This is a genomic window from Saccharopolyspora rhizosphaerae (genome assembly GCF_003931915.1).
Lineage (GTDB): Bacteria > Actinomycetota > Actinomycetes > Mycobacteriales > Pseudonocardiaceae > Saccharopolyspora > Saccharopolyspora rhizosphaerae.
Genome location: NZ_RSAA01000001.1, coordinates 418180 through 436686 on the forward strand (window position 1 = coordinate 418180; position 18507 = coordinate 436686).

Here is an 18507-nt window from a genome sequence, read left to right on the forward strand (position 1 = left end):
GGACGCGAGCAGGCTACGCCGATCATGATCTGCTGCCAAGATCTCACTTCGGCGCGAAGCGCTGCCCGGCGTCGAGGCGCAGGCACTGGCCGTTGAGCATCGGGTTGTCGACGATGGCGCGCACCAGCTTCGCGTACTCCTCCGGGTGGCCCATCCGCCGCGGGAACGCCGCGTCCTTGACCAGCGCCGCCTTCTTCTCCTCCGGCGCGCCCCGCACGATCCCGGTGTCGAACAGGCTGGGCGCGATGGCCAGCACGCGGATGCCCATCGACCCGAGGTCGCGAGCCATGGTCAGGCACATCCCGGCGATGGCGGACTTGGCCGCGGTGTAGGCGACCTGGCCTACCTGCCCTTCGAAGGCCGCGATCGAGGAGGTGTTGATGATGACGCCGCGCTCGCCGTCCTCGGGTTCGTTGGCGTTCATGTGCGCGGCGGCGAGACGGCTGATGTTGAACGTGGCGACGGTGTTGAGGTCCAGGATCCGGCGGAAGGCGTCGAGGTCGTGCGGCCCTTGCTTGCCCAGGGTCCGCTGCGCGAGGCCACCTCCGGCCGTGGTGACGGTGATGTGCAGTCCACCGAGGTCGGCCACGGCGGCGGCGAGCACCCGCTCGACACCGTCGAAGTCGGTGACGTCGACGGGGTGGAAGGTCCCGCCCAGCTGCTGGGCGACCTCCTCGCCCGCCGAGCCGGCGAGGTCGGCGATCGCGACCGACGCGCCCTGCGCCGCGAGCAGTTCCGCGCTGGCACGGCCCATGCCCGAGGCTCCGCCGAACACGACCGCCTTCTTGCCGTTGATCTCCACTGACTCCTCCTTGAGTTCAGCGAACCCGCTGCTGGAGCTCGCGCTTGAGGACCTTGCCCGCCGCGTTGCGCGGCAGCTCGGGGACGATCAGCACCTGACGCGGGCACTTGTACCCGGCGAGGTGCTCCGCGCAGAACTCGCGGATCTCCTGCTCCGCGGGAGGTTCGTGGCCGTCCGGCTGGACGACCGCCACGACGCGCTCGCCCCACAGCTCGTCCGGGGCTCCGACGACGGCCGCCGCCGACACCGCGGGGTGCTGGTGCAGGACGTCCTCGACTTCGCGGGAGTAGACGTTCTCACCACCGGTGAGGATCATGTCCTTGCGCCGGTCGACGATGGCGAAGCGACCCTCGGCGTCGCGTCGGGCGAGGTCGCCGGTGCGGAACCACCCGTCGCGGAACGCTTCCGCGGTCGCCTCGGGGCGGTTCCAGTAACCGGAGAAGACCTGGTCGCCGCGGACCTCCAGTTCACCGACCTCGTCGGGCCCGCACTCGACGCCGTCGTCGTCGACGGTGCGGGCGGCCGTGAGCAGCATCGGCCTTCCTGCTGAGGCCAGCAGTTCCGGGCGTCCGCCGGCCGCCGCCCGGTGCTCCTCCGGCCCGTGGGCCAGGACGTTTCCGGCGAGTTCGGTCATGCCGAAACCCCCGCGGAACCCCGCGTTCGGGAAGCGGGTCATGGCCTTGCGCAGCGTGGCCACGGGCATCGGCGCCGACCCGTAGCCGATGCGGGTGATCGACGTGGTGTCGACGGTGTCCAGCGCCGGGTGGCGCAGCAGCATCTCCAGCATGGTCGGCGCGACCGTGGTGGCGGTGACGCGGTGCCGCTGCACCGCGTCGAGGAACCCTTCGGTGCTGTACCGGCGCAGCAGCACGACGGTTTCGGCGGCCAGGTGCGCGACCAGGACGTTGTGACCGGCGACGTGGCACAACGGCCAGGGCACCAGCACCACCGGGCGCTGCTCGACCGCGCGAGGCCAGCTCAGCACGGCGTTGACCACCCCGGCGACGACGTTGCGGTGGGTCAGCACGGCACCTTTGGCGCGGCCGGTGGTGCCGGAGGTGTAGAGCAGCCAGGCCGCGGAGATCTCGTCAGGGCGCTCGGGTTCGTCCTCCGGACGGCCCTCGAGCAGGTCCGGCAGTGCCACGCCGTGGCTGCCGTCGACGGTGACGACCGTGCTGATCGAGGGCACCTCGGCAGCCGCCCGGCGCGCCGTGCCGAGGTGCTGCGCCTCGGTGATGAGCACCGTCGGCCTGGCGTCGGCCAGCAGGTCGACGACCTCGCCGGGTGCGAGCCGGTAGTTCACCGGCAGCAGCACCATGCCGGCCAGCGGGACCCCGTAGTAGGCCAGCACGTGCTCGGGACCGTTCTCGCCGAGCACGGCGATGCGGTCGCCAGGACGAGCCAGCTCCGCGAGTGCGTGCGCCAGCCTGCACGTCGCCGCGCGCAGCTCTTCGAAGGTCCAGGTGAGGTCCCCGAAGTGCATCGCGGGGACGTCGGGCGCACGCCTGGCGGCGAGGGCCACCACGTCGCTGATCAGCATCTCGCCTCCCGCGTCCGCACCGACGACCAGAGGCACCGTACCAAACGATCGCTTGGTAACCAGTCAGTTCGCGCGGTCGGCCCAACCGGCCGGGAGGTCGCCGGGAGCGGTCGCGATGACGGTCTCGTCATCGACCCCGACGTGCTCGAAGAGGGTGATGCGGGCGAACTCCGGGACGACGTAGATCGGGTAGGTCGGCCCGGCGTCCCGGTAGGCGCGCATCTCGTCGAGGTGGTCGTTCTGGTACAGCACGGTCCGCTCGCCGTGCTGCCGGATCCACTCCGGGAAGAAGATGACGCCGTGCAGGACCCGCTCGTCGGGGATCACGTTGACCGACACCGAGGTCCCGGTCGGCTCGGTCCAGGACACCTTGTAGACCCCGCGGGTCAGCCGCACCAGGTCGACCTCCTGGTCCTTGACCCAGCGACCGCCGACGTGCCCGGTGTGGATGCGGTAGTCGATGGTCGTCGCGTTCTTGACGTACATCTCGTACTGCCAGCCGTTGGCGTAGGTGTAGGTGAAGCGGTGGCCGACGATGCCGGACAGGTTCTGCTCCGGGACCGGCTGCTCCACCGTGGTCGGGTGCTCGCTCACGCCTCTCCCCTCGTTGTGCCGGTTTCCGCCATTTAATTTTTGCTACAAACCTGTTTTGCTGCAAAACTAATGTGGGGTCGGGCACAATGACGTCGTGACCAGCGACCTCGACGACTCCGCCATCGAGTTCAGCCGGCTGCTCGGGCCGTTGCGCCGCGCCGTGCTGCGGCTGTCCCGCCAGGCCGCCGACCTGCCCGACCTCCCCGAGGCGCAGATCGAGCTGCTCCGCCTGCTGGTCGCCGAGGGCTCGCTCAGCCCGCGCGAAGCGGCCGGTGCGCTCCAGGTCGCGCCGTCGACGATCAGCAACCTGGTCAAGGCGATGCGGGCCACCGGACTCGTCGCCCGCGACACCGATCCCGAGGACGCGCGCACCGCACGGCTCAGCGCCACCCGGACCGCGCTGGACCTGCTCGACCGCTACGACCGCGCCAGCGCCACCGCTCTGCAGCGCAGCCTCGCCCAACTGCCGCCCGGCGAACGCGCACGCCTCGACGCGGCCCTGCCCGCGCTGCGCTCGCTGACGGCCACCTTGGACTCGGACATCCGGGCGGGAAGCTGAACGGCCCGCCTCGGCAGGAGCCGCGACGGGCCGTTCGAAGCGGGAGCGGTCAGGCGAGGACGCCCGCGATCGTGGCGCTGAGCAGGTTGGCCAGCGTCGCGGCGAAGACCGCGCGGAGGCCGTCCCGGGCGATCCAGCTGCGCTTGCTGGGAACCAGCCCGCCGAGACCGCCGAGCAGGATCGCCAGCGAACCCAGGTTGGCGAACCCGGTCAGCGCGAAGGTGACGATGGTGGCGGTCTTCTCGCTGAAGGCGCCCGCCTGCGGACCGAAGTCGCCGAAGGCGACGAACTCGTTGATCACCAGCTTCTCGCCGACGAAACCGCCCGCCGCGACCGCCTCGTGCCACGGCACGCCGATCACCCACATCAACGGCGAGAACACGTAGCCGAGGATCTGCTGCAGCGTCAGGTCCGGCAGTCCGAAGAGGCCACCGACCGCGCCGACGATGAGGTTGAGCAGCGCGATCAGCGAGACGAACGCGAAGAGCATCGCGCCGACGTTGAGCGCGAGCTTGAGCCCGTCGGAAGCGCCGGTGGCGGCGGCGTCGATGACGTTGCGCGGCTTCTCCTCCAGCGCGGGGGCGGCGGTGCCGAAGGCGACCTTCGTGGACTCCTCGCCCTCGGCCTCCTCGTCGTCGCGGGCCACCGGTGCGTCGTCGGAGGTGGTTCCGTCCTTGGTCTCCGGCATGACCAGCTTGGCCATGAGCAGACCCGCCGGCGCGGCCATGAAGCTGGCGGCGATGAGGTTCTCCAGCTTCGCGCCCAGCATCGCGTAGCCGACCATGACGGTTCCGGCCACGGTCGCCAGTCCACCGACCATGACGGCGAAGAACTCCGAGCGGCTCATGCCGGCGAGGTAGGGCCGCACCAGCAGCGGGGCCTCGGTCTGGCCGAGGAAGATGTTGCCGGTCGCGTTCAGCGACTCCGCCCGCGTGGTGCCCAGCGCCTTCTGCAACGCGCCACCGATGATCCGCACGACCCACTGCAAGACGTGCAGGTGGTAGAGGACCGCGGTCAGCGAGGACACGAAGATGATCAGCGGCAGCACCTGGAAGGCCACGACCGTGCCCTCGGAGGGCATGATCGGCCCGACGAGGAAGTCGATGCCCTCCTGGGAGGACTCCATCACCTTCGTGACGCCCGCGGCCAACGTGGCCAGCGCCTTCTCCCCCAGCGGCCAGCGCAGCACGACGAGGGCGAAGAGAACCTGGATCGCGAGCGCCCCGAGCACGGTGCGGTAGTTGATCGCCCGTCGGTTGGTGGACATCGCGAACGCCAGCAGCAGCACGACGAGCATGCCGCCGATGCCCCACAAGACCTGCACCTGGAACCAGCCTTTCCTCGAACCGCCGCTGCCGCGACGCGCCGTTGGGTTCGAGGGATGCTCGCACGCGAAACCAGGCGAACGCACCCGGGTGGCGTGTTTGTGACTCCGCTAACGGCTGGTCACGGGCACTCGAAGCTCCACAGTGCACTCACTCGGGGATTTCGAGCGGGGGCAGCGCGTTCTCGACGTCCTCACGGGTCGGTTCCAGCCACGGCGGCAGCTTCAGGTCGCGGCCGAGCTCCAGGAGCGGTTCGTCGATGTCGAAACCGGGGCCATCGGTCGCGAGCTCGAGCAGCACACCACCGGGTTCGCGGAAGTAGATCGACGTGAAGTACTGCCGGTCGCGGATCTCGGTGACCTCCAGCCCGCGCTCGACGAGCTCCTCGCGCCACAGCTGCTGGGTGGCCGCGTCGGGCGCGCGCCAGGCGACGTGGTGCACGGTCCCGCCGGCCACGAAGCCCTCCGGGGCGGTCGGGTCCACCCGGACGTCCACCAGCGCCCCCGGACCGCCGTCACCGGCGGCGAAGCGCAACCGGTCGCCGTCCTGGTGCCGGAACTCCAAGCCGAGCCCGTCGACGAGCAGGTCGGCCGTGTCGGTTTCGCGTGCGACGGTCATGGTCACCGAGTGCAGCCCGCGGACGGCGTGCTCCGCCGGCACCGACGGGGTGTCCCACGGGTCGCGCGGGTCGCCCTGCGGGTGCGCCACCAGGGCGAGCTCCAGTCCGTCGGGATCGCGGAAGCCGAGGACGTCCTCCGCGTCGCGGTTGGTCACCCGCGTCGTCTCGACACCGGCCGCATCCAGGTGCTGCTTCCACCACCCGATGGAGTTCGGCGGGACGGAGAACGCGGTCGTGGTGGCCTGCCCGGAGCCGGTCCGGCCGTCCTCGATCGACTCCCACGGGAAGAAGGTCAGCAGCGAGCCCGGCTGACCGGCGGTGTCGCCGTAGTAGAGGTGGTACACGCTCGGCAGGTCGAAGTTGACCGTCGTCTTGACCAGGCGCAACCCCAGCGTGCGCCGGTAGAAGTCCGCGTTGTGCTGCGGGTTCTCGCCGATCGCGGTGACGTGGTGCAACCCGCTGGTCTTGATCGCCATGACGGCCTCCTGCCTCCCTCAACTGCCAAGGAAGACATTAACAGTAATATATCTTTCGCTCAAGATGATTTCGCGCAAGACTGTCCGGGTGCTGCGGCACCGAGGCGGTTCCCGCAGGCACCGCGGCGCGCAGAGGAGGATGCCACCCCCGGCCAGGAACGTCGAGGTCGTCGCAGCGCCCTCACCCTGGAGGAGCGCGAAGAGCCCGGGACGGCCGAAGCCCGATCACCGAGCGCTGGGCACGCCCCGCGCGTGCTCAGAGCCGGTGCGCCAGGAGCACGCGTGGCCCCCGCAACGCGGGACCCGGGACGTCAGAGCCGACCGCTGGTTCGAGGGGCTTGCTGAGGGCGGCCGGACTCGGCCGAGCCGCAGGTGGCGCCCGGCTCTGGCCGGGCGCCACCAAGGTGAGAGCTGATCAGCGGGCTGCGCCCTCGGACTTGGCGAACTCCGCCTTCCACTCGCGGAAGGCCTCTTCGTCACGGCCGCGCCGCCAGTACCCCGAGATCGACGCCTGCTCCCGCGCGACGCCGCGCTCGCGGAACAGGTACGGCCGGACGCGGCGCATGACCTCGTGGGCCTCGCCGTGCACGAAGGCGTGCACGCGACCCGGCAGCCACTCCAGCTCGCGCACCGCCTTCTCCAGCGCGCCGTCCTCGCCGACGTCCGAGCGGTAGATGAAGTCGACCTCGCCGTCCTGCGGCAGCGGCAGCTCGGGCGCTTCGGCCGGGGAGTCGACGAGCAGCACGACGCGCACCACCGCGTCGGCGGGCATCGCGCGAAGGGCCGCGGAGATCGCCGGCAGCGCAGCCTCGTCACCGGCCAGCAGGTGCCAGTCGGCCTCCGGGTCGGGCCGGTAGGCACCGCCCGGACCGTTGACGATCAGCCGGTCACCCGGCTCGGCCCGGGCCGCCCACGGACCGGCCACGCCCTGGTCCCCGTGCATGACGAAGTCGATGGCCATGGTGCCCCGCTCGACGTCCGGGAACAGCGCCGTGAACGTGCGCACGGTGGGCATGTCCTCGGCCGGGACGGTGCCGCGCATCGCCTTGACGTCCAGCGGCTCCGGGTAGGTCACGCCCTCCTTGGGGAAGACCAGCTTGACGTACCGGTCCGTGTGCACGCTGTCGGCGAAGGCGGACAGGTCGTCGCTGCGGAACCACAGTCGCCGTACCCGCGAAGTCACCATCTCCGCGCTGGTCACGGTCAGGCAGGTGGCCATCGATCTCCTCACACGCGCTCACGAGATTAGGTCAGCCTAACCCATCCACGCGGCGCTCGGCAGCGCCACTCCGGCCCGCTGGGCCCCCGGTCGATCGGGTTCCTCGAGAGCCGCTCATCCCCGCTGCTACCAGCTGGCGACCTCGTGGGGAGTCCCGCAGAGTACCGGGATGAACAGGCGCTCCGGAGCTTCCCGGCATGCGGTTCGCTGATCTCGCACTCGACGACGAAGGGCCAGTGCCGCGATGCGTGCGACGATGATGTACGGAGCGGGCGACGTGCGCGTGGAGGACGTGCCCGACCCGGTGCTGCAAGAACCGACCGACGCGGTCGTGCGCGTGTTGCGCGCCTGCGTGTGCGGCAGCGACCTGCACCCGTACCACACCATGCCGCCCTCGGAGCAGGGAGCGCCGATGGGGCACGAGTTCCTCGGCGTCGTCGAGAACCTCGGCTCCGAAGTGGACGGTGTGAGCAAGGGCGACGTGGTGATCGCGCCCTTCATGTTCTCGGACGGCACCTGCGAGTTCTGCCGGGAGGGACTGCACAGCTCCTGCCGGCGCGGTGGGGTGTGGGGAACCGGCGGGGTCGGAGGCGGTCAAGCCGAGGCGGTTCGCGTCCCGCACCCCCGGCACGTTGGTCACGGTCCCGGCCGAAGTGGACTCCTCCCTGCTGCCGTCGCTGCTGAGCCTGTCCGACGTCTTCCCGACCGGGTACCACTCCGCCGTCAGCGCCGGCGTCCAGGAGGGCAAGACGGTGACGGTCATCGGTGACGGAGCGGTCGGCCTGTCCGCGGTGCTGTCCGCCCGACTCCTGGGCGCCGACCTGGTCATCCTCATGGGACGGCACGAGGACCGCACGAACCTCGGCGTGGAGTTCGGGGCCACCGACGTCGTTCCCGAGCGCGGCGAGGAAGGGATCGCCAGGGTCCGGGAGCTCACCGGGGGTGACGGCACGCACGCGGTGCTGGAAGCCGTCGGCTACGAGAACGCCTACGACATGGCGATCGGCGTCGCGCGGCCCGGCGGAGCGATCAGCCGCGTCGGGGTTCCGCAGTACACCGAGGCCAACGTCGGTCTCGACCTGTTCATGAACAACGTGACGCTCACCGGCGGCGTCGCCCCCGCCCGCGCCTACATCGAGCGCCTGCTGCCCGACGTCCTGGAAGGACGCGTCGAACCCGGCAAGGTCTTCGACGACGCGGTGGACGTCGAAGGAGCCCCCAACGCCTACCGCGCCATGTCCGAACGCCGCTCCCTCAAGGTCATGGTCAAGCCCTAGCAGCGCCAGCTCTGCACGGCGGCACCACGGCCTGCGGAACCACCGCGACACCACGGACTCCGCGCGCCACCCTGGTCCGTGGCCCGGTGCACGGCGATCCGACGGAGGACCCCCGCGACCGCGCTACGCCACACCGCAGCACAAGCCCTGCCGGGATGACCGTGCAGCTCTGCAGAACCCGCGGCGCGCCCCACCCCTCCTGGGCCCCCTTCGAACTTCGCGAGAACTTCGAGGGGGCTCTTCGGGGGTCGAACTTCTCGCGAAGTTCGAGGGGGAGCTTCCGCCGTCGAACTTCGCGCGGAATCTGGACGCTCCGGCCCGGTGCAGGGGGCTCGGGCGGGGTTGCTCCACCCCGGTCAGAGGAGGGTGGGGCGGACGGTGGTCCAGGTCAGCGCTGGAGGCGGGGGTGGGCGCCCACGGTCATCAGGGCGATGTCGACGTAGCGGGCCGCGAGCTCCTCGGGGCTCAGCGGGCCGTCGGGGTGGTACCAGCGGGCGACCGACTGGCACATGCCCAGCAGCGCGCGGGAAGTCTCGACCGGGTCGTCGACGAAGAAGGTGCCGTCCTCGCAGCCCATCTCGATGACCTCGGTGAGGACGTTCTCCACCGCCTTGCGACGAGCGCCGTAGCGGCGGCGGTTGCTGGTCGAGAGGTAGCGCATCTCGCTGTCGATGGCGGCCAGCCGGAACCGGTAGGCCATGTGCAGCACGATGGCTTCGATGACGCTGACGAACTGCTCGCGGGGACGCCCGGGAGACTCGTCGGCGGCGGCGCGCACCCGCCAGGCGACCTCGCTGGTGCCCAGCTCCAGGAGGGCGACGAGCAACCCTTCCTTGTTCTCGTGGTGGTAGTACAGCGCGGGAACCGTCATGCCGACGCGACGCGCGATCTGCCGCACGGTCGCGCCGTGGAAGCCGCTCTCCCGGAACTCGTCCAAGGCCGCGTCGAGGATCGGCGTGAGTTCCAGCGGTCCGAACTCCCGCCACCCGGCCCCGGTCTCGGGTTCCGCGTTCGGCTGAGCCATGACGTCTCTCCCTCTCCCCCGCTCGCGGGGGACCTTACCGGCCGGCGCCGGGCGCCGGCCGGTTCGGGCCTCGCTCAGCGGGGCGCCATCCGGATGGCACCGTCGAGACGGATGGTCTCACCGTTGAGCATCGGGTTCTCGACGATGTGGCGCACCAGCGATCCGTACTCGGTGGGGTCGCCCAGCCGCGAGGGGTGCGGCACCTGCGCACCGAGCGAGTCGATGGCCTCCTCGGGCAGCGTGGCGAACAGCGGCGTGTGGAACAGGCCCGGCGCGATCGTGGTGACCCGGATCTTCAGGTTCGCCAGGTCGCGCGCGATGGGCAGCGTCATGCCGACGATCCCGCCCTTCGACGCCGAGTAGGCGGCCTGCCCGACCTGACCGTCGAAGGCGGCCACCGACGCGGTGTTGACGATGACCCCGCGCTCCTCGCCGACCGGGTCGACCCGGGACATCCGCTCGGCGGCCAACCGCAGCACGTTGAAGGTGCCGATGAGGTTGACGTTGATGACCTTGGTGAAGTCGGCCAGCGGGAAGGCGCCCTGCTTGCCGACGGTCTTGGCGGCGTTGCCGATGCCCGCGCAGTTCACCGCGACCCGCAGTGGTCCCAGCGAGTCCGCCGCGTCGAGCGCCGCGGTGACCTGCTCCTCGTCGGTGACGTCGGCGGCGGCGAACACGACGCCGTCGCCGAGCTCCTTGGCCACGGTTTCGCCCTGCGAGGACGGCAGGTCTACGATGACGACCTTCGCACCCTGGCCGTGGAGTTCCTTCACCGTCGCCAGCCCCAGCCCGGAAGCACCACCGGTCACCAGCGCGACAGCATCCTTGATGTCCACTTCCACTCCTCACTTCTCGACCGACTGCCCGCAGTGTACTGAGCGAACGCTAAGTAACCAAGACCCGCGTGCAGGTTGACACTTCCGACTCGCTTAGCGATCGTTCAGTAGACCATCGAAGGAGGAGCGCCATGGACGCCGTCATCGTCGACGCGATGAGAACCCCGGCAGGCAAGGGCAAGCCCGGAGGGCAGCTGTCCGGCATCCACCCCGCTGAACTGCTCACCCGCACGCTGCGCGGCCTCGTCGAGCGGACCGGCATCGACCCGGGCGAGGTCGACGACGTCATCGGCGGCTGCGTCAGCCAGGCCGGCGAGCAGGCGCTAAACATCACGCGCAACGCCGTGCTGGGCGCCGGGTTCCCCGAGTCCGTGCCCGCCACGACCATCGACCGGCAGTGCGGTTCCAGCCAGCAGGCCGCGCACTTCGCCGCGCAGGGCGTGCTGTCCGGGACCTACGACGTGGTGATCGCCTGCGGTGTGGAGTCGATGAGCCGCGTGCCCATGGGCACGGCTCCGATGGGCACCAAGCCCTTCGGGCCGTCGGTCGCGGAGCGCTACCCGGAAGGTCTTGTCAACCAAGGTGTTTCAGCTGAGCTGATCGCCGCGCGGTGGAAGTTCGGCCGCGACGAGCTCGACGAGTTCTCCGCGCGCTCGCACGCCCGCGCCGCCCTGACCGCCGCCGGCGGCGCCTTCGACGACGAGGTCCTGCCGATCACCGTCACCGGCGAGGACGGCACCGAGCACACCGCGAACGCCGACGAGACCGTGCGCGTGTCCACCACCGCCGAAGGGCTCTCGGGGCTGCGCCCCTCGTTCGCCAACGACGCGCTGGCGCAGCGCTTCCCGGAGATCGACTGGCGCATCACCCCGGGCAACTCCTCGCCGCTGACCGACGGGGCCTCGGCGGTGCTCATCATGAGCGAGGCCAAGGCACGCGCGCTCGGCCTGCAGCCGAAGGCGCGGTTCCACAGCTTCGCCGTGACCGGCAGCGATCCGCTGCTCATGCTCACCGGCGTCGTCCCGGCCACCCAGAAGCTGCTCGAGCGCTCGGGGGTCTCGATCGACGACATCGACGCCTACGAGGTCAACGAGGCGTTCGCGCCGGTGCCGCTCCTGTGGCAGCGGGAGTTCGACGCCGACCCGGCGCGGCTCAACCCGCGCGGTGGCGCGATCGCGCTGGGCCACCCGCTGGGCGCCTCCGGCACCCGGATCCTGACCACGCTGGTCAACCACTTGCAGGCCACCGGCGGGCGGTACGGGCTGCAGACCATGTGCGAAGGCGGCGGCATGGCCAACGCCACCCTCGTCGAACGGCTCTGAGCCGCCTCGGCTGTCGAAAGGCGACGTGTGTCCACGACTTCCACGTACGACCTGCTGGTCGAACGCGACGGCGCGGTGTTGCGCCTCAGCTGGAACCGCCCCGACGCGTTCAACGCCCTGACCGGCGAGATGGTGCTCGGCGCCGCCTCGGTGATCGAGGAGGCCGCCGGCGGTCCCGCCGTGCGTGTCATCCTCATCACCGGTCAGGGGCCCGCCTTCAGCGCCGGAGCGGACCTGGAGGAGGTCTACCCGGAGCAGGCGGTCGGCGAAGCCACGCTCGACGCGGCCAACCGGCTGATCCGCGCCATCCGCGCGGCGCCCCACCGGTGCTGACCGCGGTGAACGGCCCGGCCGTGGGTTTCGGCGCGTCGATCGCACTGGCCGCCGACCCTCACCCTGGCCGCGTCCTCGGCGTACTTCCTGCTGGCCTTCGCGCACGTCGGGCTCATGCCCGACGGCGGTTCGACGGCGCTCGTGCCCGCCTCGGTCGGGCGAGCACGGGCCATGCGGATGGCCGTGCTCGGCGAACGCGTCGACGCCGCAACGGCCTTCGACTGGGGACTGGTCACCAAGGCGACGAGCGATGAGGACTTCTCCGCGGAGGTTGCCAAGCTCATCGCCAAGTTGGAGGCCGGTCCCGCGGCCGCCTACCCGCGGATCACACGCGCCCTCGACGCGACGTCGCTGTCCACGCTGGACACAGCGCTGGAGACCGAGCGGGAAGGCCAGCTCGCCCTCTTCGAGTCGCACGACTTCGCCGAGGGGGCCTCGGCCTTCCGCGAGAAGCGCACACCGCAGTTCCAAGGCCGCTGACGGTCCGTGCTCGCGTCACGCCCCGTGGCGCGGGCACGGGCAGCTCACCGCACCTCGCCGAGGGCTTGGGTTTCCCGGTCGAGCGCGGCGGCCAGGTCGGTGTTGGTCAGCAGGAGGGCGACCAGGAAGCTGGCCAAGTGCTCCCGCGTCACCGGGAGATCACCCCTGATCCACATGGTGAACACCTCGAAGGCGCCGCCGACCAGCGTGAGCCCCAGCAGTTCGGCGTCCTGGGCGGGTGGCGCCTGGTCGCCGAGCAGTTCCCGGGTTTGATCGGCCGCGATGGTGGCGAGCATCCGGATGGTCGCCGAGCGTCGCTCGCGGAGCACCTCGGTCGCCTGGGACTCGACGAGCAGCCTGCCGCGTCGCGGATCTTCCTCCAGGAAAGCGATCCCGGCCTCGACGACCGCGCGGACGCGCAGCCGGACGTCCTGCGACGTGCCCTCCAGCGCCTCGACCACGACGCGCGTGCACTCCGCGGTGACCTCGTCGAGGACGGCGAGCAGGAGTTCGTCGCGGTCGCGGAAGTTCTCGTGGAAGTAGCGGTCGTTGAGCTTGGCCTTGGCGCACACACCGCGCACCGTGACCCGCTCCCAGCCGCCCGAGGTGAGCGCATCGAGAGCGGCGTCGAGCAGTGCTGCGCGGCGCTGCGCCCGGCGTTGTTCCGGGGATTCGCCGCGGTAGTAGCGGGCCGAGGTCGTCACCCCGCGATCCTCTCACCCTTGACCTCGAACGCAATCTGGTGGACAGTCGCACCAGATTTTGTGGTGACAGCGTCCACCAGATCGGCTGCGAGGAGCACGTCCCATGAGCCAGACCGCCGACGGCCCGCCACTCGTCGACCAGCGACCCGTCGAACCGACCCCACGACGCCGGCCGTTCGGCCCCGGCTCCTACCTCTGGGACCACGCCGGTCTGATCACCTTCTCGCTGACCACCGGGGCGGGTTTCGCTCTGCAGCTCATGCACCCCTCGGTGGGAGCGGTGGTCGACGAGCACTCGGTGTTCCGCACCGACGCGATCGGCCGGGCCTCGCGCAGCATCGCCTCGGTGCAGACCTGGGTCTACGGCGGCGAGGAGGCGCTGGCCGAGGGCGACCGGCTGCGCGCCATGCACGCTCCGCTGAAGTCCACCGACGCCGCCGGCGTCACCCACCACGCGCTGGCCTCCGGGCCCTGGGCGTGGATCACCCTGACCGCGCCGTACGCGTTCACCACCGGAGCTCGCTACTTCTCCCGGCGCCCGCTCGCAGCGGTCGAGCGCGAGTCGGTCTACGGCGAGCTGAAGCAGCTGATGCGCAACCTGCACGTGGTCGAGAAGGAGATCCCGCCGACCTACGACGACTACCTGGCCCGCTTCGACGAGATCGTGAAGTCCCCGCTCGTCGCGCACCCCACCGTCCACGACTTCCTCAGGGCCTCGCGCACGATCCCGCCGCCGCTGACGGTGCCGCGGGTGCTGCGCCCGCTGTGGCGCGCCGCCGCGCACCTCCCGGGCCGCCTGCAGCACTTCGTGACCGTCGGGACCCTGCCCGAGGCGGCCCGCGCCAAGCTCGGCCTAAACTGGACCCGCTCCGACGAGCGCAAGCTGCGCCTGCTCGGCCGCGTCATCGCCGCGGTCGTCCCGTTGCTGCCGGAACGGCTGCGCTACTTCCCCATCGCCTACCGGGCCCGGCGGGCCCACCGCGCCGAGGAAGCCTTTCGCCGCTCCCTCGCCGAGCGTCCGCTCTGAGCAAGGGAATTCGCGGCGACGACCTTCGTTCGCGGGTATCGCCGACAGGTTCGCCAACCTACGCTCGAGTCATGTCGATCGCGATCAACGAAGATCACCGGCTCCTGGCTGACACGGCCTCCGACCTGCTGGCGCAGCGGGAGGCCCGAGGAGCGAGCCGGGACCTGCTGGAGTCGGAGTCCGAGACCCTCCCCGCGTTCTGGCAGGAGGCCGCTGAACTGGGCTGGCTGGGCCTGCACCTGCCCGAGGAGTTCGGCGGAGCGGGTTTCGGGCTGGAGGAAACCGCCGTCGTCGCCGAGCAGATGGGACGGTCCGTCGCGCCGGGTCCGTTCGCACCGACCGTGATCGCCTCCGCGGTGATCGACGCGATCGGCGACGACGCGGCGAAGAAGCGGTTCCTGCCCGGCCTGGCCGACGGTTCCGCACCGGCCGGGGTGGCGCTGGACGCCGAGGTGGAGGTGTCCGGCGGGACCGCAACGGGAACCGCCCCGGCCGTGCTGGGAGGCGGACTCGCGACCCTGCTGGTGCTGCCGGCCGGTGACGACGCCGTGGTGGTCGAGGTCGGTGACGGGGTCTCCGCGGAGGTGCCCGCGAACCTCGACCCGTCCCGGCGCTCGGCGCGGATCGCGCTGGAGGCCGCACCGGTCACCGTGCTGCCCGGCGGACGCCGGGCGCTGGTCGACCGTGCGCGCGTCGTCCTGTCCGCCGAGGCCGCCGGGGTCGCGCGGCAGTGCACCGAACTCGCCGCCGGCTACGCCCGGGAGCGCGAGCAGTTCGGTCGCGTGATCGGCACCTTCCAGGCCGTCAAGCACCACTGCGCGAACATGGCCGTCGCGACCGAGCTGGTCACCAGCGCGGCCTGGGACGCCGCCCGCGCCGCTCAGACCGGTGGTGACCAGCTGGCCTTCGCCGCCGCGGCGGCCGCCGCGCTCGCGGCACCGGCGGCGGACCTGTGCGCCAACCTCGCCACCCAGGTGCACGGCGGGATCGCCATCACCTGGGAGCACGACGCGCACCTGTACATGCGCCGGTCCACGGCTCTGCTCGCGCTGCTGAACGCCGACGAGGCCGCGGCCGAGCTCACCGACCTCACCCGCCGCGGCACCACGCGCGCCCGGACCGTCGAACTGCCGCCCGAGGCCGAAGAGCTCCGCGCGGAGGTCCGCGCCCTCGCCGAGGAGATCGCCGCGCTGCCCCAGGACCGGCAGAAGGAACGCCTCATCGAGACCGGCTACGCGGTGCCGCACTGGCCCGAGCCCTACGGCCGCTCGGCCGGAGCCGTCGAGCAGCTGGTCGTCGAGCAGGAGTTCGCCGAGGCCGGGGTGGAACGCCCCTCCTACGGCATCACCGGCTGGGTGATCCTCACCCTGGTCCAGCACGGCACCGTGCAGCAGGTCTCCCGCTGGGTCGGGCCCGCTCTGCGGCAGGACGTGATCTGGTGCCAGCTGTTCAGCGAACCCGCGGCCGGCTCGGACGCGGCCGGCATCAAGACCCGCGCCACCCGGGTCGAGGGCGGTTGGCGGATCAACGGCCAGAAGGTGTGGACGAGCGGTGCTCACAAGGCGGGCATGGGCTTCGCGACCGTGCGGACCGATCCGGACGTCCCCAAGCACCAGGGCATCACGATGATGGTCATCGACATGCACGCCGAGGGCGTCGAGGTGCGGCCCATCAAGATGCCCTCGGGCGCCTCGGAGTTCAACGAGGTATTCTTCGAGGACGTCTTCGTGCCCGACGAGGACGTCGTCGGACCGATCAACGGCGGCTGGACGGTCGCGCGCGCCACGCTCGGCAACGAGAGCGTCAGCATCGGCGGCGGTCAGGGCAGCACGATGTCGACCCCGGCCTCGGCGATGGTCCCGCACCTCGACGCCCACCCCGAACGGCTCCCCGGCGGCGCCGCCCGCATCGGCCGGTACGCGGCTGAGCACCACGCCATGGACATGCTCAACATGCGCTCGGCGCACCGCGCCGTCGCCGGAGGCGAGCCCGGTCCGGAAGGAGCCATCACCAAGCTCGTGCTCTCCGAGCTGGGCCACGAGGCCGCCGCCATCCTGAACGCCCTCACCGGCCCGGACTCGGTCTACCTCGACGGCCCGGGTGCCTTCAGCGGGGCGCTCGCGCTGCTGCACCGCGGTCTCTCCATCGCCGGCGGCACCAGCGAGATCAAGCGCAACCAGATCGGCGAACGCATCCTCGGGCTCCCCCGCGACCCGCTGATCAAGTGACACGACGAGGCGGGGGTGGGTCCTCACCGGGACCTCCACCCCCGCCTCCCGAAGCCGGTGATCAGCGATCCCCCGCCTGGGGGATCAGCTCAAAGGCGCTCGACGATCGTGGCGTTAGCCGTGCCGCCTCCCTCGCACATGGTCTGCAAGCCGTAGCGCAGCTCCTGCTGCCGCATGCGGGCCAGCAAGCGGGTCATCAGGATGGCGCCGGAGCCGCCGAGCGGGTGGCCCACGGCGATGGCTCCGCCGAGCGGGTTCAGCCGCTCGGGATCGGCGCCGGTGTCGACCAGCCAGGCCAGCGGGACCGGCGCGAACGCCTCGTTCACCTCGTAGGCGCCGATGTCGTCGATCGACAGGCCGGAACGGCGCAGGACCTTCTCCGTCGCCGGGATCGGGCCGGTGAGCATCGTGATCGGGTCCGCGCCGCTGACCGCTCCGCTGTGGTACCGCGCGATCGGCCGCAGGCCCAGCTCTCGCGCGCGCTCGGAGGTGGTGATCAGCAGCGCCGCCGCGCCGTCGGAGATCTGCGAGGAGTTCCCGGCGTGGATCACGCCGTCTTCCTTGAAAGCCGGCTTGAGCCCGGCCAGCTTCTCCGGCGAAGAGCCCCGGCGCAGACCCTCGTCAGCGCTGAACTTCGTGCCCTCGACGTCGATCGGGACGACGTGGTCGTCGAAGAGCCCCCGGTCGACGGCCTCCGCGGCCTTGGCGTGCGAGGACGCCGAGTACTCGTCGAGCCGCTGGCGGGAGAAGCCCCACCGCTCGGCGATCAGCTCGGCTCCGATGCCCTGGTTGAACGCGAACCCGTCGTAGCGTTCGGTCACCGCGGGCCCGTAGGGCTGGCCGGTGGCGCGGGCCGATCCGAGCGGCACCCGGCTCATGGATTCGACACCGCCGGCCACGACGAGGTCCTGCTGACCGGCCATGACCGCGTGCGCTGCGGAGTCCAGCGCCTGCTGGCTGGAGCCGCACGCCCGGTTGATCGTCTGGCCTGGGACGTGCTCCGGCCATCCTGCGGCCAGGGCCGCGAACCGGCCGATGTTGCTGGACTGGTCCCCCACCTGCGACACGCAGCCCCAGACCACGTCATCCACAGTGGAGGGATCGACTCCGGTGCGTTCCACCAGCGCTGTCAGCACCTGCGCGGACAGGTCCTGCGGGTGGACGCCGGAGAGCGATCCGCCGCGCTTGCCGATGGGTGTGCGGACGGCGTCGACGATGACGGCATCCCTCATGACCCGGCTCCTCTCACTCACCTCGCCAGACGGGCTTGCGCTTCTCCGCGAAGGCGATCGCACCTTCCTGCGCGTCGGCGGAGGTGAACACCGGCGCGGCGATCTCGGACTGCCGGGCGAAGGCGTCCTCGTCGGTCCAGTTCACCGCACCGGCCACGATCTGCTTGGTGGCGCGGACCGCGAGCGGCCCGTTGGCGGCGATCCGCGCCGCCAGGGCGCGGGCTTCCTCGAGGGCCTTGCCGGTCTCGGTGAGCTTGTTGACCAGCCCGTGCTGGTGGGCGACCTCGGCGCTGATCGGGTCGCCGGTCAGCGCGATCTCCATCGCCAGCTGGTACGGCAGCGTCTTGGGCAGCCGCAGCAGGCCGCCCGCCGCGGCGACGAGACTGCGCTTGACCTCGGGGAGCCCGAACTTCGAGTCCTGAGCTGCGACGATGAGGTCGCAGGCGAGGGCGAGCTCGCAGCCGCCCGCCAGCGCCCAGCCCTCGACCGCGGCGATCAGCGGCTTCGTCGGGGGCTTCTCGGTGAGGCCACCGAACCCGCGGCCTTCGAGCGAGGGCCGTTCACCTCGGGTGAAGGCCTTGAGGTCCATGCCGGCGCAGAACGTGCCGCCGGCCCCGGTGATGATCGCGGCGGTCATGTCGGTGCGCGCTTCGAACTCGTCGATGGCGGCCGCGATGCCCTCGGCGACCGAGCGGTCGACCGCGTTGCGGGCCTCGGAGCGGTTGATGGTGATCAAGGCGATCCCATCCGCGAATTCCGTCAGAACACTGTCACCCATGGGCAGCTCTCCCGTGATCGGCTTGGTGGCCCGCCTGTGTCGACCCCTCACCTTAACGGTCGCTAGCTTGGGAAGCGACTGTCAGCGCTGCATCGATCTCGGCGACTGGAGCCGGTTCCGAGCCCGGACCCG

The 18507-nt window shown here is 71.1% G+C and carries 15 protein-coding genes and 2 pseudogenes; 6 read left to right on the plus strand and 11 right to left on the minus strand.

Annotated features, from left to right (window positions below; all coding sequences use genetic code 11):
• Nucleotides 1-43 precede the first annotated feature (43 nt).
• Genes EIL87_RS01970 through EIL87_RS01980 form a run of 3 tightly spaced genes read right to left on the minus strand, consistent with a single transcriptional unit; the run spans nt 44 to nt 2936 of the window.
• Nucleotides 44-802 (minus strand): SDR family NAD(P)-dependent oxidoreductase, encoded by a 759-nt coding sequence (locus EIL87_RS01970; protein ID WP_125088363.1) that lies wholly within the window; start codon nt 800-802, stop codon nt 44-46.
• 16 nt (nt 803-818) lie between these two features.
• Entirely contained in the window at nt 819-2378 is a 1560-nt protein-coding gene (locus EIL87_RS01975; protein WP_125088364.1) for an AMP-binding protein, read from the minus strand.
• 27 nt (nt 2379-2405) lie between these two features.
• A complete protein-coding gene (locus EIL87_RS01980; RefSeq protein WP_125088365.1) occupies nt 2406-2936 on the minus strand; it encodes a phenolic acid decarboxylase in 531 nt (176 codons plus the stop codon).
• 94 nt (nt 2937-3030) lie between these two features.
• On the opposite strand from EIL87_RS01980, the gene EIL87_RS01985 reads away from it, so the two are divergent.
• Nucleotides 3031-3495: a MarR family winged helix-turn-helix transcriptional regulator gene (locus EIL87_RS01985; protein ID WP_125088366.1), complete on the plus strand. Its 465-nt coding sequence runs from the start codon at nt 3031-3033 to the stop codon at nt 3493-3495.
• 49 nt (nt 3496-3544) lie between these two features.
• Here EIL87_RS01985 and EIL87_RS01990 read toward each other — a convergent pair whose 3' ends face one another.
• From EIL87_RS01990 to EIL87_RS02000, 3 genes are all read right to left on the minus strand, one after another.
• A complete protein-coding gene (locus tag EIL87_RS01990; protein WP_199740152.1) occupies nt 3545-4819 on the minus strand; it encodes a NupC/NupG family nucleoside CNT transporter in 1275 nt (424 codons plus the stop codon).
• A 151-nt stretch (nt 4820-4970) separates the two neighbouring features.
• The gene (locus EIL87_RS01995; RefSeq protein ID WP_125088367.1) at nt 4971-5915 is read right to left on the minus strand and encodes a ring-cleaving dioxygenase; all 945 of its coding nucleotides are present in this window, start codon (nt 5913-5915) and stop codon (nt 4971-4973) included.
• Between the two features lie 415 nt (nt 5916-6330).
• Entirely contained in the window at nt 6331-7134 is an 804-nt protein-coding gene (locus EIL87_RS02000) for a siderophore-interacting protein (RefSeq protein ID WP_125088368.1), read from the minus strand.
• A gap of 244 nt (nt 7135-7378) precedes the next feature.
• Between EIL87_RS02000 and EIL87_RS02005 the strand changes: the two are divergent.
• A pseudogene (locus EIL87_RS02005) lies at nt 7379-8411 on the plus strand (alcohol dehydrogenase catalytic domain-containing protein).
• A gap of 388 nt (nt 8412-8799) precedes the next feature.
• Here the strand turns inward: EIL87_RS02005 and EIL87_RS02010 are convergent.
• Nucleotides 8800-9435, minus strand: coding sequence for a TetR/AcrR family transcriptional regulator (locus EIL87_RS02010; protein ID WP_125088369.1), 636 nt, complete (start codon nt 9433-9435; stop codon nt 8800-8802).
• Between the two features lie 74 nt (nt 9436-9509).
• A complete protein-coding gene (locus EIL87_RS02015; protein ID WP_125088370.1) occupies nt 9510-10271 on the minus strand; it encodes a 3-hydroxyacyl-CoA dehydrogenase in 762 nt (253 codons plus the stop codon).
• Nucleotides 10272-10402: 131 nt separating this feature from the next.
• Between EIL87_RS02015 and EIL87_RS02020 the strand changes: the two genes are divergently transcribed.
• Together EIL87_RS02020 and EIL87_RS27265 are read left to right on the plus strand one after the other, a co-directional pair.
• Nucleotides 10403-11593, plus strand: a complete 1191-nt coding sequence (locus tag EIL87_RS02020) for a thiolase family protein (RefSeq protein ID WP_125088371.1) — start codon at nt 10403-10405, stop codon at nt 11591-11593.
• A gap of 75 nt (nt 11594-11668) precedes the next feature.
• Nucleotides 11669-12406 (plus strand): annotated as a pseudogene (locus tag EIL87_RS27265) (enoyl-CoA hydratase-related protein).
• A gap of 44 nt (nt 12407-12450) precedes the next feature.
• Here the strand turns inward: EIL87_RS27265 and EIL87_RS02030 are convergent.
• Complete coding sequence (locus tag EIL87_RS02030; RefSeq protein ID WP_125088372.1) at nt 12451-13110, minus strand: TetR/AcrR family transcriptional regulator; 660 nt, start codon at nt 13108-13110, stop codon at nt 12451-12453.
• Between the two features lie 103 nt (nt 13111-13213).
• Here EIL87_RS02030 and EIL87_RS02035 point away from each other — a divergent pair, with 103 nt between their 5' ends.
• Nucleotides 13214-14137: an oxygenase MpaB family protein gene (locus EIL87_RS02035; protein ID WP_125088373.1), complete on the plus strand. Its 924-nt coding sequence runs from the start codon at nt 13214-13216 to the stop codon at nt 14135-14137.
• Nucleotides 14138-14208: 71 nt separating this feature from the next.
• Entirely contained in the window at nt 14209-16365 is a 2157-nt protein-coding gene (locus tag EIL87_RS02040) for an acyl-CoA dehydrogenase (RefSeq protein WP_125088374.1), read from the plus strand.
• 89 nt (nt 16366-16454) lie between these two features.
• Here the strand turns inward: EIL87_RS02040 and EIL87_RS02045 are convergent, their stop codons facing one another.
• Nucleotides 16455-17597, minus strand: a complete 1143-nt coding sequence (locus tag EIL87_RS02045; protein ID WP_125088375.1) for a thiolase family protein — start codon at nt 17595-17597, stop codon at nt 16455-16457.
• Between the two features lie 13 nt (nt 17598-17610).
• A complete protein-coding gene (locus EIL87_RS02050) occupies nt 17611-18375 on the minus strand; it encodes a crotonase/enoyl-CoA hydratase family protein (RefSeq protein WP_125088376.1) in 765 nt (254 codons plus the stop codon).
• Nucleotides 18376-18507: the final 132 nt, after the last annotated feature.

Coding starts and splice junctions, on each gene's coding strand:
- EIL87_RS02045 (WP_125088375.1), bottom strand. CDS start 17,597: ATGAGGGATGCCGTCATCGTCGACGCCGTCCGCACACCCATCGGCAAG.
- EIL87_RS02010 (WP_125088369.1), bottom strand. CDS start 9,435: ATGGCTCAGCCGAACGCGGAACCCGAGACCGGGGCCGGGTGGCGGGAG.
- EIL87_RS02000 (WP_125088368.1), bottom strand. CDS start 7,134: ATGGCCACCTGCCTGACCGTGACCAGCGCGGAGATGGTGACTTCGCGG.
- EIL87_RS02020 (WP_125088371.1), top strand. CDS start 10,403: ATGGACGCCGTCATCGTCGACGCGATGAGAACCCCGGCAGGCAAGGGC.
- EIL87_RS01995 (WP_125088367.1), bottom strand. CDS start 5,915: ATGGCGATCAAGACCAGCGGGTTGCACCACGTCACCGCGATCGGCGAG.
- EIL87_RS02050 (WP_125088376.1), bottom strand. CDS start 18,375: ATGGGTGACAGTGTTCTGACGGAATTCGCGGATGGGATCGCCTTGATC.
- EIL87_RS02035 (WP_125088373.1), top strand. CDS start 13,214: ATGAGCCAGACCGCCGACGGCCCGCCACTCGTCGACCAGCGACCCGTC.
- EIL87_RS02040 (WP_125088374.1), top strand. CDS start 14,209: ATGTCGATCGCGATCAACGAAGATCACCGGCTCCTGGCTGACACGGCC.